We start from the raw sequence: 13,742 nt of genomic DNA on the forward strand, positions 1-13,742 counted from the left end.
CACAAATCCACTGTGGGAGCGGGCTTGCTCGCGAAAGCAATCTCCCAGACACATCTAGCTAAAAGTCCGCCCCTCGGTCTTCTGTTCTCAGGTCTAGCCTTTTCATGACTTAATCATGAGAGAGGCAAAGGAATGCCTGAACTATCAGCTTCACACCGATTGCGCATCGGCCGCTATGCCGAGCAAAACCGCATTTATCTTCTAACTGCCAACACCCTCAAGCGAGAACCTGTTTTCAGGGATTACACCTTGGGCAGGATGGTCGTACACCAATTCAAACAAGCACAGGATCAGGGGTTTGCCGACACCTTGGCCTTTGTCGTCATGCCTGATCATTTTCATTGGTTGATACAGTTGAAAAAAGGATCGCTGGGTCAATTGATGTGCCAGACCAAATCTCTGAGTGCACGAGCGATCAATGAGGCCTCGGGCAGAACAGGCAGTCTCTGGCAGCAGGGATTTCATGATCGTGCTTTGCGGCGGGAGGAGTGTTTGGTAAGGGTTGCGCGATATGTGGTATCCAACCCGTTGCGGGCGGGATTGGTGGAGCGGTTTGGCGAGTATTCGTTGTGGGACGCCGTTTGGCTTTAGGCTTTGGACTGAGTTGCCTCATTCGCGAGCAAGCCCGCTCCCACACTCGATCTCCGTAACACTGAAGATCCCCTGTGGGAGCGAGCTCGCTCGCGAAGGGGGCACCGCGGTCTACCGATCCGGCTCACATCCCTTCAACACCAACCGAATAATCGTCTGCGCCGCCGCCTCATAATCCGCCTCGTCCAGCTTCGCCTTACCGGTCACCGCCGAGATCTGCCAGTCGAAGTCGGCGTAGGTCTGGGTTGCGGCCCAGATGCTGAACATCAGGTGGTTGGGGTCGATGGGGGCGATTTGGCCGCGGTCGATCCAGGTCTGGATGCAGTCGATGTTGTGCTTGGCCTGGCCGTTGAGGCGTTCGACCAGGTCGGCGCTCAGGTGCGGGGCGCCGTGCATGATTTCGCTGGCGAACACCTTGGAGGCGAAGGGCAGGTCGCGGGAGATGCGGATCTTGGAGCGAATGTAGCCGCTTAGCACTTCGCTGGGCACGCCGTCGGCGTTGAAGGGCGTCGAGGCCTGCAGGATCGGCTCGATGATGCTTTCCAGGACCTCGCGGTAGAGGTTTTCCTTGGATTTGAAATAGTAGTAGACGTTGGGCTTGGGCAATCCCGCCTTGGCCGCGATATCACTGGTTTTAGTCGCAGCGAAGCCCTTGTCGGCAAATTCTTCACTGGCGGCACGCAGGATCAGTTCTTTGTTGCGCTCGCGGATAGTGCTCATAAACCAGGTGGTTCCTTGCCTGTTCTGGCGGTTGCGCATGGTAGCACCGGCCTCGCGCGGCGCTCAAGAATGCGCGGGTCGAGGTACTCGTCGCGTCAGGCTGTCGCCCGGCTGAACAAACTCGCCATCCTTCAGACTCGGAGCAGGGGCGCTGCTAGAGTCTAGGCAGCAATCAGTGCAAGGGGCGGGCGGCCGTGGAGAAACGCAGGCGAGGCAAGTTCGTGCTGATCTTCGGCGTCGTGCTGTTGCTGGTGTTCGCCCTGTGGTTTTACCTGATGGGCAACCAGCACAAGACCAAACCACCGCCACCTGCCGAGCCGGTGGCAGTGGTGGCGGTGAAGTTGCAGGACGTGCCGGTCTACATCGATGCCCTCGGCACGGTAACGCCGACCCGCACCGTCACGGTCGTGAGCCAGGTCGATGGCATTCTCAGTGCCGTGGAATTCAAGGAAGGCCAGCACGTCAGCAAGGGGCAGGTTATCGCCCGAATTGACGACCGCGCGCTCAAGGCGCAACTGGCCGTGGCCAAAGGCACCCTGGCCCACGATCAAGCGGTGTTGAGCAACGATCAGCGCGACCTGACGCGGTTTCGCGAACTGATCAAAGTCGGCTCCACCAGCCAGCAAACCCTCGACACCCAGACCTCCCTAGTCCAGCAACAACAGGGCACGGTCGCGGCCGATCAGGGCAATGTGCAAAACCTCGAAGTGCAGCTGAGTTATTGCACGATCCTGTCGCCCATCGACGGCGTGGTCGGCTTGCGTCTGGTGGACCCAGGCAACTACGTGACCAACGGCAGCACCACCGGGATCGCCGTCATTACCCAGATGAAACCGGCCACAGTGGTGTTCGCCGTGCCCGAGGATGACCTGGGCTCGATCAATCAAGCTTTGTCCCGAGGCTCGGTGACTGTGCTTGCCTACGACCGCAACAAACACAGCCTGCTCGCCACCGGCAACCTGTTGGCCCTCGACAACCAGGTGGACATCAGCACCGGCACGATCAAGGTCAAGGCGCAGTTCGACGACTCGGGTAACGCGCTGTTTCCCAATCAATTCGTCAACGCCCGGCTCAAGGCCGACACCCTGAGCCAGACCCCGGTAGTACCGACCACTGCAATCCAGCACGGCAGCAAGGGGGATTTCCTGTTTGTGGTCAACGGCGACAAGGCCAGCCTGCGCAACATCAAGGTCGGCCCGGCGATGGGCGATGTCACGGCAATTCTCGACAACGGCGTCAAGAACGGTGAGCAGGTGATCACCGAGGGCGGGGACAAACTCGACGATGGCTCGATGGTGAAAGTCGTCGCGCAGTGAGGAGCCGCCCGCCATGAATGTCTCGCGTCCCTTTATCGAACGGCCGGTCGCCACCACGCTGTTGATGATCGCGGTGCTGTTGGTGGGGATGCTCGGCTATCACTTGCTTTCGGTCTCGGCCCTGCCGGAAGTCGATTACCCGACGATTCAGGTGTTTACCCAATACACCGGCGCCAGTCCGCAAGTGGTCAGCTCTTCGATCACCGCGCCGCTGGAGCGACAACTGGGGGAAATGCCCGGCCTCAAGTCGATGAATTCCACCAGCTCCGACGGCGCTTCGGTGATTACTCTGCAATTCGATCTGGCGCTGTCCTTGGACGTGGCCGAGCAAGAAGTGCAAGCCGCGATCAACGCCGCCGGGACCTTCCTGCCGACCAACCTGCCGTACCCGCCGGTGTACAGCAAGGTCAACCCGGCAGACGCTCCGGTGCTGACCCTGTCACTGACCTCCGATGTGCTGCCGCTGACCAAAATAGAAGACTTGGCCGACACTCGTCTGGCGCAGAAAATCTCCCAGATCACCGGCGTCGGCCTGGTCACTATCAGTGGTGGCCAGCGCCCGGCGGTGCGGGTCCAGGCCAACACTTCGGCGCTGAATAATCTCGGGTTGTCGATGGAGGATTTGCGCACGGCGCTGAGCAACGCCAACGTCAATCAGGCCAAGGGCAATATCGACGGCAAGTTCCAGGCGTATTCGATTGGCGGCAACGATCAACTGCAATCCGCCGAGGAATACCGCGACTTGGTAATCGCCTACAAAAACGGCGCGCCGATCAGGTTGGCGCAAATCGCCAGTTCGATGCAGGGGCCGGAAAACCCACGGCAAGCGGCGTGGACTGACCGCACGCCATCGATTGTGCTGAACATCCAGCGCCAGCCCGGCGCCAACGTTATTGACGTGGTCGACCGGGTGCAGCAACTGCTGCCGAAACTGCGCGCCAGCCTGCCGGGCACGCTCAAGGTCGCGGTGCTCACCGACCGCACCCAGACCATCCGCGCCTCGGTCACCGACGTGCAATATGAGTTGGGCGTGGCGGTGCTGCTGGTGGTGATCGTAATTTTCATCTTCCTGCGCAACGTCGCGGCCACGGTGATTCCGGCGGTGACCGTGCCGCTGACCCTGATCGGTACGTTGGCGGTGGCCTACGTTCTGGGCTTTTCCCTGAACAACCTGACGCTGATGGCGTTGACCATCGCCATCGGTTTTGTGGTCGACGATGCCATCGTCATGATCGAGAACATCACGCGCTACATCGAGGCCGGCGACTCGCCGCTGGACGCCGCGCTCAAGGGCTCGGAACAGATCGGTTTCACCATTATTTCGCTGTCCATCGCCCTGATTGCGGTGATGATTCCGCTGCTGTTCATGGGCGATGTGGTCGGCCGCTTGTTCCGCGAATTCGCCATGACCGTGGCGGTGACCATCGTCATTTCCGCGCTGATTTCCCTGACCCTGACACCGATGATGTGTTCGCGAATGCTCAAGGCCAAAACAGGTGAGCGCCGGGTGGATTTTTTCGACCGAATCAACGCTTATTACGTACGCGGACTGGACTGGGTGCTGGTCCATCGCACCCTGACGTTGATCTCGGTGGTGTGCACCGCGCTGCTGACGCTGTTGATCATCGTGATCATGCCCAAGGGCTTTTTTCCCGAGCAGGACACCGGCCTCATCCAGGGGATTTCCCAGGCAGCACCAACCATCTCTTTCCAGCAGATGCAGGTTGAGCAACAACGCCTGGTCGACCGCATCTTGAAGGATCCGGCGGTGGCCAGCCTGTCGTCCTTCGTCGGTATCGACCAGACCAACCCGACGATCAACCAGGGCAATCTGCTGATCAACCTCAAGCCCCGTGGCGAACGCGACAGCAGTGCCGCAGTGATCCGCCGACTGGCGGACGCCAACGCTGATGATTCTGGGATTCGCCTGTACCTGCACGGGGTGCAAGACCTGACCCTCGACGCCACCGTGTCGACCACCAGTTACCGCCTCGGCCTGCAAGCCACCGACCCGGACGTGCTGGAACAGTGGACCGGCAAACTGCTGGCGGCGATCAAGAAAGACCCGATGTTCACCGACGTGCAGAGCCAGGCGCTGCAATTCGGCAATCAGATCCAACTGACCTTCGACCGCGCCACCGCCTCGCGGCTGGGCATCACGCCCCAGGCCATCGACGATGTGCTGTACGACGCGTTCGGCCAGCGCCAGGTGTCGACCATTTATACCCAGCTCAACCAATATCACGTGGTCATGGCCACCGATCATCCGCCGCACAACCTCTCCGACCTGTTGACCGGGCTCTACGTCGACATCCCCGGCGGCGGGGTGGCGCCGTTGTCGAGCATGGCGACCCTGCAAGTGCTGCGCACGCCGATCACGATCAATCGCCTTGGGCAGTTTCCCTATGCCGACGTCTCGTTCAACCTCGCGCCGGGCCAGACCCTCGGCGCGGCGGTCACGCGTCTCAAGGACATCGAAACCCAATTGGCGTTGCCGCTGACGGTGCAGGCGTCTCTCGAAGGCGCGGCGGCGACGTTCGAGGCGTCGTTGTCCAATCAGGTGTTTCTGGTACTGGCGGCGATTGTGGTGGTGTACCTGATGCTAGGGATTCTCTATGAGAGCTTCGTGCACCCGGTGACGATCCTGTCGACGCTGCTGTCGGCGGCCCTCGGCGCCTTGCTGGCGTTGCTGATCACCGGCACGCAGTTCGACATCATCGGCTTGATCGGCATTGTGCTGCTGATCGGCATCGTCATGAAGAACGGCATCATGATGGTCGACTTCGCGTTGGAGCTGGAACGCAAGGGCGGGCTCGACCCGGTGGCAGCGATCCGCCAGGCTGCCGAGCTGCGGTTTCGGCCCATTCTGATGACCAGCATGGCCTCGCTGTTCGGCGCGGTGCCGTTGGCGCTGGGTACCGGGATCGGCTCCGAGCTGCGCCATCCCCTGGGCATCGCGATCATCGGCGGCTTGTTGCTGAGCCAGTTGCTGACGCTGTTTTCCACCCCGGTGATCTTCCTCGCCATGCACTCGCTGGAACGGCGTTTCAGTGGTCGGCGTCCTGCTGAAGCAGAGCCACGGCCATGAACCTCAGCGCGCCGTTCATCCAGCGACCGATAGCGACGACGTTGCTGGCGGCGGGGCTGGCGTTGTTCGGCGCGCTGGCGTTTACCCTGTTGCCGGTGGCGCCGTTGCCGGAGGTGGATTTCCCGACCATCAGTGTGCGCGCCTCGCTGCCCGGAGCCGATCCGAACACCGTCGCAACCTCCGTCGCGACGCCGCTGGAGCGGCAGTTCGGGCAGATCGCCGGGGTCACGCAAATGACTTCGGCGAGCACCTTGGGCTCGACCCGGATCACCCTGCAATTCGATCTGAATCGCGACATCGACGGCGCCGCCCGGGACGTGCAAGCGGCGATCAACGCGGCGCGGACCAACCTGCCGAGCGACCTGTCCGGCAATCCGACCTACCGCAAGGTCAACCCCGCCGATTCACCGATCCTGATCATCAGCCTGACCTCCGACAACGCCACGCCGGGGCAAATGTACGATGTGGCTTCGACGTTGCTGGAGCAGAAACTGTTGCAGACCACCGGCGTCGGTGACGTCACGGTCGGCGGCGGCGCGTTACCGGCGGTGCGCATCGAACTCAATCCTGATCGGCTCAACCATTACGGCGTCAGCCTGGAGCAGGTGCGGGCGGTGATTTCGGCGTCCAACGCCAATCTGCCCAAGGGCTCGGTGGCCATCGGCGCCCAGACCCACGGCATCGCCGCCAACGACATGCTCTACCAGATGCAGGACTACCAGCCGCTGGTGGTCAAGCAAAGCAACGGTGATGTGGTGCACATCGCCGACCTCGGCTACGTGCGTGAAGACGTCGAGGACCTGCGCAATTTTGGCCTGTCCAACGGCAAACCGGCGGTGCTGCTGGTGGTGTTCAAGCAGCCGGGGGCCAACGTCATCGAAGCGGTGGATGCGGTGAAAGCGGCGCTGCCGTTTCTGCAGAGTTCGATCCCGGCCAACATCAGGCTCAACCTGCTGATGGACCGCACCACGACCATTCGCGCCTCGCTGCGTGATGTCGAGATTTCGCTGATCGCCTCGATTCTGCTGGTGACGCTGGTGACGTTCGTGTTCTTCCGCGACTGGCGCAGCACGCTGGTGCCGGCAATTGTGGTGCCGCTGTCGCTGCTAGGAACGTTTGGCGCGATGTATTTTCTCGGCTACAGCCTGAACAACCTGTCGCTGATGGCGTTGACCATTTCCACCGGGTTCGTGGTGGATGACGCCATCGTGGTCGTCGAAAACATCATGCGTCACCTGGAGAACGGTGAAAGCCGTTTACAAGCGGCGTTGGCGGGGGCTCAGGAAGTCGGCTTCACGGTGCTGACGATCAGTGTGTCGCTGGTGGCGGTGTTTATTCCGCTGCTGTTGATGGGCGGGATTGTCGGGCGGCTGTTTCGCGAGTTTTCGATTTCGTTGTCGGTGGCCATCGTCATCTCGATGCTGATCTCGCTGACGGTCACGCCGATGCTGTCCAGCGTGCTGTTGCGCAGCAAGGGCCAGGCTAGCGGCGACAGCGATCATCCGGATTCGCGGTTTCATCGTTTTTATGATCGGACGTTGGGCTGGGTCATTGAGCATTCGATTTTGATGGGGCTGGTCACGGTGTTGGTGATCGTCTTCGCGGGCGTGCTTTACGTGCTGGTGCCCAAAGGATTCTTTCCTCAGGAAGACACGGGACGACTGTCGGGCAGCATTGTGGCGCCGCAGAGTGTTTCCTATGCGGCGATGCAGCAGCAGTTCAGTGAGATCAATCGCAAGGTCATGCAAAACCCGAATGTGCAGACCGTCGGCGGGTTTGTCGGCGGCGGGGGCGGCGGTGGTGGGGCGATCAACAGTGCGCAGTTGTTCATTACCCTCAAGCCGCTGAACCAGCGCAATGACAGCGCCGATCAAATCATTGGTCAAATTCGCCGCACCCTCGGCGACATGCCCGGCACTCGCCTGTATTTGCAGTCGGCCCAGGACATCACCGTCGGCGGCCGGCAGAGCGGGGCGCAGTACCAATACACCATGACTGCCGACGATCAGAGCAGCCTCGATGAGTGGGTGCCGAAAGTGGTTGCAGTGCTGCACACCTTGCCGCAACTGACGGACATCAATACCGATCAACAGGACAACAGCCTACTGGCCAACGTGAAGATCAATCGCGATGCAGCGGCGCGACTCGGCGTCAGCATTTCGGCCATCGACCAGACCCTCTACGACGCTTTCGGCCAGCGTCAGGTCTCGACCATCTACCGCGCCGCCAACCAATATCATGTGGTGATGGAAGTCGCGCCAACCTACTGGACTGACCCGAGCACTCTCGGCTCGATTTATGTGCCGGTGGGCACCGTTGCCGCGACCAAGGGCAGCAGCGCCGCGCCGAACCTGAGTGCCACGGCCAATCCGCAACTGGTGCCGTTGTCGGCGATTGCCGATTACTCGGTGGATCGCACGGCGATTTCCATCAGTCACCAAGGCACATTTCCCGCAGTGACCGCATCCTTCAATCTGGCTCCAGGCGTGTCAATCGGCCAAGCCACAGCGCTGGTGGACAACGCCGTGGCCCAGTTGCGGATGCCCGCCAGCGTGGTCGGTCAGTTTGCCGGCACGGCCCAGGTGTTTCAGTCATCAGTAGCCAGCGAACCGTTGTTGATCGTCGCGGCGCTGCTCTCGGTGTATCTGGTGCTGGGGATTCTTTACGAGAATCTGGTGCACCCGCTGACCATCCTCTCGACCTTGCCCTCGGCCGGCGTCGGCGCGCTGATCGCGTTGCTGCTGACCGGCACCGAGTTGTCGATCATCGCGTTGGTCGGGGTGATTCTGCTGATCGGCATCGTCAAGAAAAACGCGATCATGATGATCGACTTCGCGATTACCGAGCGCAAACAGCAAGGCCTCGGCGCCAAGGACGCGATTCGCCGTGCCTGCCTGATTCGCTTCCGGCCGATCATGATGACCACCCTGGCGGCAATTCTTGGCGCACTGCCGCTGGTGCTGGGTACAGGGTATGGCTCCGAACTGCGCCGGCCCTTGGGTATTTCGATTATTGGCGGGTTGGTGTTCAGCCAGTTGCTGACGCTGTACACCACACCGGTGATCTACCTCTGGCTGGACCGGGCGTCGCAACGCCTGCATGGCAAGGAGACATAAATGAATTGTCGAAACGCTCTTGCTGCCAGTGCACAAGACCCTGTGGGAGCGGGCTTGCTCGCGAAGGCTGCTTCACATTCAACAATGTTGTTGGCTGACCCATCGCTTTCGCGAGCAAGCCCGCTCCCACAGTTGTTTGTGGTGTTTTTGCTTTTTGCGTTCTTGAGCGGCTGCATGGTCGGACCGGATTATCAAAAACCGGCCATCGAGTTGCCGGTGTCGTTCAAGGAAGGCACGCAATGGCAGCGCGCGGTGGCCAACCCGCAAGGGGTGCTGGACAGTCAGTGGTGGCTGGATTATCACGACCCGATTCTCAATGACCTGGTGAGTCGATCGGCCAAGGCCAATCAGTCGATCATCGCCGCAGAGGCGGCTTACCGTTTGGCCCAGGCGCAGGTGGCGTCGAGCCGTGCCGGATTGTGGCCGACGGTGGGCGTCGGGCTGAGCGGGTCGCGAGGTGTCGGCGGCGGGGCGAATGGCAGTAGTTCCAACACGGTTTCTGGCAGCAGCTCCGGCAGTGTTGAACAAACGGTCAGCGCGACGTTGAGCGCCAGTTGGGAGCCTGACCTTTGGGGCGCGGTGCGCCGCAGCATCGAGTCCAGCAAGGCTTCGGCCGAAGGCTCCGATGCGCTGCTGGCGGGTGTGCGGCTGTCGATCAGCGCCAGTGTGGCGAGCAACTACCTGGGGCTGCGGCAGCTCGATATCGATATTGGTTTGTTGGAGCAACAGCAGCGGATCAATCTGCAATTGCTCGACATGATCCAGGTCGATTTCGTCCAGGGCACCGCCTCCAACGATCAACTGTTGGTGGCCCAGGATCAACTGACCACGGTAGTCGCCGCGTTGCAGACCGCCCAGCGTTCACGGGAGCAGTTCGAACATGCGTTGGCGGTGTTGGTGGGCGTCGCGCCGGCGGATTTCACGCTGCCACCCAAAAGTCAGTACGTTTTTATTCTGCCCAAGCCTCCCCTGACGTTACCGTCGGCGTTGGTGCAACGCCGACCAGATGTGGTGGCCGCCGAACGCACGGCTGCGGCGGCGAATGCCCGGATCGGCGTGGCCGAGGCTGCGTTCTTTCCGACCCTCGACCTCACTGCCGAGGTCGGCTTTCGCGGCACAGCCCTCGGCGGTCTGTTCTCGGTGCCCAACCGCATCTGGACCCTCGGTCCCGCGTTGGCGGAAACGGTTTTCGACGGCGGCGCCCGGGAAGCAGCGGTGCAGCAAGCCCGAGCCAGTTACGATCAGGATGTCGCCAATTATCGCGGCACCGTGCTCGTGGCGTTGCAGAACGTCGAGGACAACCTGTCGGCGATCAATCACCTGCAACGCCAGGCCGAGGCGTTCGGGCAGATCTATCAGCGCAATCAGCAATTGTTCGGCAGCCAGGAGGCGCAAAAACGCGCGGGCACGGTCAGCCAGCAAGCGGTGTTGACCCAACAATTGGTGTTGCTGCAAGCCGAGCAAAGTCTGCGCGACACACAAGGGGCGCTCAGTCAGGGCAGCGTCGCGTTGATTCAGAGCTTGGGCGGTGGCTGGCAAACGCCGTGAGCGTTATGCTTCGCGCACTTTTTTTATGTAGGGAAGCCTGACCCATGGCAGGAAGCAGTTTGCTGGTGCTGATCGACGACATCGCCGCCGTACTCGACGATGTGGCGTTGATGACCAAAATGGCCGCGAAGAAGACTGCTGGTGTGCTCGGCGACGATCTGGCGCTCAATGCCCAGCAAGTCAGTGGCGTACGCGCCGAAAGGGAAATCCCGGTGGTCTGGGCCGTGGCCAAGGGCTCGTTCCGCAACAAACTGATCCTGGTGCCGTCGGCGTTGGCCATCAGCGCGTTCATCCCGTGGCTGGTCACGCCGTTGTTGATGGTTGGTGGCGCGTACCTGTGTTTCGAAGGGTTTGAAAAACTGGCCCACAAGTTCCTGCACAGCAAGGCTGAAGATGACGCCGAGCATGCGCAACTGGTCGAGGCTGTGGCTGATCCGGCGACCGATCTGGTGGCGTTCGAACAGGACAAAATCAAAGGCGCGATTCGCACTGACTTCATTCTGTCGGCGGAAATCATCGCTATCACCCTCGGCACCGTGGCCGACGCTTCGCTAACCCAGCAAGTAATCGTGCTGTCGGGCATTGCCATTGTCATGACCATCGGCGTCTATGGCCTGGTGGCCGGTATCGTCAAACTCGACGACCTGGGCCTGTGGCTGACCCAGAAGCCGGGGCAGATGGCCAAAAGCATCGGCGGGGCGATCCTGCGTGCGGCGCCTTACATGATGAAAAGCCTGTCGGTGATTGGTACCGCAGCGATGTTTCTGGTCGGTGGCGGGATTCTTACCCATGGCGTGCCAGTGGTTCATCACTGGATTGAAAGCGTCAGCGCAGGGGCGGGCGGCGCCGGGTTTATCGTGCCGACGTTGTTGAATGCGGTGGCGGGGATTGTGGCGGGGGCTGTAGTGTTGGCTGGCGTCATGATCGCAAGCAAAATCTGGCGCTCAATCAAAGGCTGAACCTGTAGGAGCGAGCCTGCTCGCGAAGGCGGTGTAACAGTCAATATAGATGTTGAATGTAAGGGCCTCTTCGCGAGCAGGCTCGCTCCCACAATGGATCGGTGCTGTTCGGTCTGCCACACATGAAAAAGGCCATTCGACTCGCATCGAATGGCCTTTTTTGTTGCCGCCAGATTGTGTACCGCCAGAGTTACTCGGCGATCTGCAACTTGCGCGACTCGGTGTACACGTAACGCACCTTTTCATACTCGAACGGCGAGTTCAGCTGACCGTAGCGGAAGCTGGTCTGGTAGCGTTTGTCGACGCCGCGCAGGACCCAGATTTCCGGGTGGTTGGAGCTGACTTCGGAGACGTTCAGGAAGTTGACGGCTGCCTCGCCGGTGTAGTCGACCACCAGGCCTGCTGTGTCGCGCAGGTTGGATGGACCGAGGATCGGCAGGACGAAGTAGGCGCCACCCGGTACACCGTAGAAGCCCAGGGTCTGGCCGAAGTCTTCGCTCTGGCGCGGCAGGCCCATGGCGGTAGCCGGGTCCCACAAACCGGCGACGCCGATGGTGGTGTTGAGCAGCAGGCGCGCGGTGGTTTCCAGCGAGCGATGGCCCTTGAGCTGCAACATGCTGTTAAGCAGGTTGGGTACGTCACCCAGGTTGTTGAAGAAGTTGCTCACACCGGTGCGCAAAAAACTCGGTGTGATGTAGCGATAGCCGTCGACCACGGGCAGGAACACCCATTGGTCGAAGCGGTAGTTGAAGTGGTAGACCCGGCGGTTCCACTCTTCCAGCGGGTCGTAGACGGCCAGCGCGTTGAGCGTCGAACGCTCGAACTCGCGCTGGTCCAGGCCCGGGTTGAACTTGAGTTTGCTCAACGGTTCCTTGAAACCGTCATTGTCGATCACGACCGGCGCGTTGGCTTTGCTGTTGTCGGCATTGGCGACGCCTGCACAGAGTAACGCTGCGATAAGCAGGAGATATTTAGCCACGGAAGAACTCCAGCATGGCGTCGCTGTTGACGCGATAGTTAAGGTTGCCGCAATGGCCGCCCAATGGATAAACGGTCAGGCGGTCGCCGAAGGTCCGGCGCAGGAAGCCCAGGTCGCCAGGGCCGAGGATCACGTCGTCGGCGTTGTGCATGACCGAGATTTTCGGGCTGTCGTGCAGATAATCCTTCAGCGCATACAAACTCACCTGATCGATCAGTTGCAGCAGGCTGCCGCCGTCGGTGCGGGCGCGCCACATCGGGATGACTTGCTCGGTGATGTAGCAGTCGAAGTCGCACTGCAGCGCACGCTTGAGGAACGGCGTAAGGCTGGTGCCTTCGGTGATCGGGTATTTCGGCGGCGTGATCAGGCCACGGCGGTTGATCAGGTCCGAGGTAAAGGCAATGTCGGCCGCCGAGAAGCGGAACGAGGTGCCGATCAGCATGGCCATCTGTTCGTTGGTCAGATGCTGCTTGGACTGCTGGAAGTCATAGAGCAAGGCATCGTTGAGGTCGATGTAGCCTTTTTGCTGGAAGTAGCGGGTCAGTTTGTTCAGCACCAGTTCATAGAAAGTGGTGCTGTTGTTGATGCCCTTGACCTCGGTTTGGACCAGCTTGTCGAGGTTGGTGATCGAGGTGTAGAGGTTGACCGGCGGGTTCAGCAGCAAGACTTTCTTGAAGTTGAAGCTGCGACGGGTTTCGTCCAGGTGCGCGACGAACGCGGCATCCAGTGCGCCCAGGCTGTAGCCGGTCAGGTAGTACTCGGTGACTGGCGTTTTCGGGTTTTGCGCCCGCACGGCCTGCATCACCCGGTACATGTCTTCGGCATCTTCCTTGGTAATACCGGGCGTGGCGAAGCGTGAAGCGGCGCTCATGAAGTCGAAGCTGGTGGGCGATGACAACTGCACCACGTGATAGCCGGCCTTGTAGTAGAGCTTTTTCAGGTATTCGTTGAGGCTGCTGTCATAGCGCGCGCCGGTGCCGGCGATCAGGAAAATCAGCGGAGCCGCGTGATCCTGGGTGGCGATGCGGTAGGTGAGTTTCTTCACCGGCCAAAAGTTGTCCGGCAGGCTGAATTCGCGCTCCGGGCGCAAACGCACGCTGCGGTCCTGCTGATGGATGTCTTCGTTGGCCGGCAACTCCGGGCGCAATTCCGGTGGAGTCGTGGCAATGGTCGCCTCGAACGGGTTGGTCAAGGGGAAGCCATAGCTGGCGGCGTCGATGTCGACCGCCAGTGCGGACGCACTCAAAATAAGGCCGCCAAACAGGGCGGCGAAGCGCAAGGAACGGAGCATGACTAAATCCCTTAGAAAAAGGTGCCGAATGAGGTTCGCAGGCTATGACCACGGGGTTTGCGCCAAAGTGCCATGTATCGGCACCAATCAGGGCTAAATTCGGAGTAATAGTAGCTGGACGATACACTTTGCAG

At 60.7% G+C, this 13,742-nt stretch carries 9 protein-coding genes; 6 read left to right on the forward strand and 3 right to left on the reverse strand.

Translation table 11 applies throughout. The annotated features are described in order from the left end of the window. Nucleotides 1-132 precede the first annotated feature (132 nt). Nucleotides 133-591 carry an REP-associated tyrosine transposase gene (locus ACWIKB_RS12170; RefSeq protein ID WP_475267047.1) on the forward strand — a complete coding sequence of 153 codons (459 nt, stop codon included), beginning with the start codon at nt 133-135 and terminating at the stop codon, nt 589-591. Nucleotides 592-702: 111 nt separating this feature from the next. Here ACWIKB_RS12170 and ACWIKB_RS12175 read toward each other — a convergent pair whose 3' ends face one another. Next, the gene (locus ACWIKB_RS12175; protein ID WP_046054318.1) at nt 703-1,311 is read right to left on the reverse strand and encodes a TetR/AcrR family transcriptional regulator; all 609 of its coding nucleotides are present in this window, start codon (nt 1,309-1,311) and stop codon (nt 703-705) included. 194 nt (nt 1,312-1,505) lie between these two features. Here ACWIKB_RS12175 and ACWIKB_RS12180 point away from each other — a divergent pair, with 194 nt between their 5' ends. The 5 genes from ACWIKB_RS12180 to ACWIKB_RS12200 are packed head-to-tail and all read left to right on the forward strand — an operon-like array spanning nt 1,506 to nt 11,338. After that, a complete protein-coding gene (locus ACWIKB_RS12180) occupies nt 1,506-2,627 on the forward strand; it encodes an efflux RND transporter periplasmic adaptor subunit (RefSeq protein WP_475267049.1) in 1,122 nt (373 codons plus the stop codon). Between the two features lie 13 nt (nt 2,628-2,640). Continuing rightward, on the forward strand, nt 2,641-5,715 hold the full coding sequence (locus ACWIKB_RS12185) for an efflux RND transporter permease subunit (RefSeq protein ID WP_475267051.1): 3,075 nt from the start codon (nt 2,641-2,643) through the stop codon (nt 5,713-5,715). Further along, nucleotides 5,712-8,831, forward strand: coding sequence for an efflux RND transporter permease subunit (locus ACWIKB_RS12190; RefSeq protein ID WP_475267053.1), 3,120 nt, complete (start codon nt 5,712-5,714; stop codon nt 8,829-8,831). Before ACWIKB_RS12185 ends, ACWIKB_RS12190 begins: the two co-directional genes overlap by 4 nt. Then, nucleotides 8,832-10,379 (forward strand): efflux transporter outer membrane subunit, encoded by a 1,548-nt coding sequence (locus tag ACWIKB_RS12195; protein WP_475267055.1) that lies wholly within the window; start codon nt 8,832-8,834, stop codon nt 10,377-10,379. Between the two features lie 44 nt (nt 10,380-10,423). Beyond that, complete coding sequence (locus ACWIKB_RS12200) at nt 10,424-11,338, forward strand: DUF808 domain-containing protein (protein ID WP_475267056.1); 915 nt, start codon at nt 10,424-10,426, stop codon at nt 11,336-11,338. 190 nt (nt 11,339-11,528) lie between these two features. Here ACWIKB_RS12200 and ACWIKB_RS12205 read toward each other — a convergent pair whose 3' ends face one another. Continuing rightward, on the reverse strand, nt 11,529-12,317 hold the full coding sequence (locus tag ACWIKB_RS12205; protein WP_475267057.1) for an MlaA family lipoprotein: 789 nt from the start codon (nt 12,315-12,317) through the stop codon (nt 11,529-11,531). Next, a complete protein-coding gene (locus ACWIKB_RS12210; protein ID WP_475267059.1) occupies nt 12,310-13,608 on the reverse strand; it encodes a serine/threonine protein kinase in 1,299 nt (432 codons plus the stop codon). The genes ACWIKB_RS12205 and ACWIKB_RS12210 overlap by 8 nt, the downstream gene beginning before the upstream one ends. Between the last annotated feature and the right edge of the window lie 134 nt (nt 13,609-13,742).

The organism is Pseudomonas sp. 5Vm1k (assembly GCF_056161485.1).

Excerpts from the sequence above, each read along its gene's own strand:
- ACWIKB_RS12175 (WP_046054318.1), bottom strand. The coding sequence starts at position 1,311 with ATGAGCACTATCCGCGAGCGCAACAAAGAACTGATCCTGCGTGCCGCC.
- ACWIKB_RS12170 (WP_475267047.1), top strand. The coding sequence starts at position 133 with ATGCCTGAACTATCAGCTTCACACCGATTGCGCATCGGCCGCTATGCC.
- ACWIKB_RS12185 (WP_475267051.1), top strand. The coding sequence starts at position 2,641 with ATGAATGTCTCGCGTCCCTTTATCGAACGGCCGGTCGCCACCACGCTG.
- ACWIKB_RS12195 (WP_475267055.1), top strand. The coding sequence starts at position 8,832 with ATGAATTGTCGAAACGCTCTTGCTGCCAGTGCACAAGACCCTGTGGGA.
- ACWIKB_RS12190 (WP_475267053.1), top strand. The coding sequence starts at position 5,712 with ATGAACCTCAGCGCGCCGTTCATCCAGCGACCGATAGCGACGACGTTG.
- ACWIKB_RS12210 (WP_475267059.1), bottom strand. The coding sequence starts at position 13,608 with ATGCTCCGTTCCTTGCGCTTCGCCGCCCTGTTTGGCGGCCTTATTTTG.
- ACWIKB_RS12200 (WP_475267056.1), top strand. The coding sequence starts at position 10,424 with ATGGCAGGAAGCAGTTTGCTGGTGCTGATCGACGACATCGCCGCCGTA.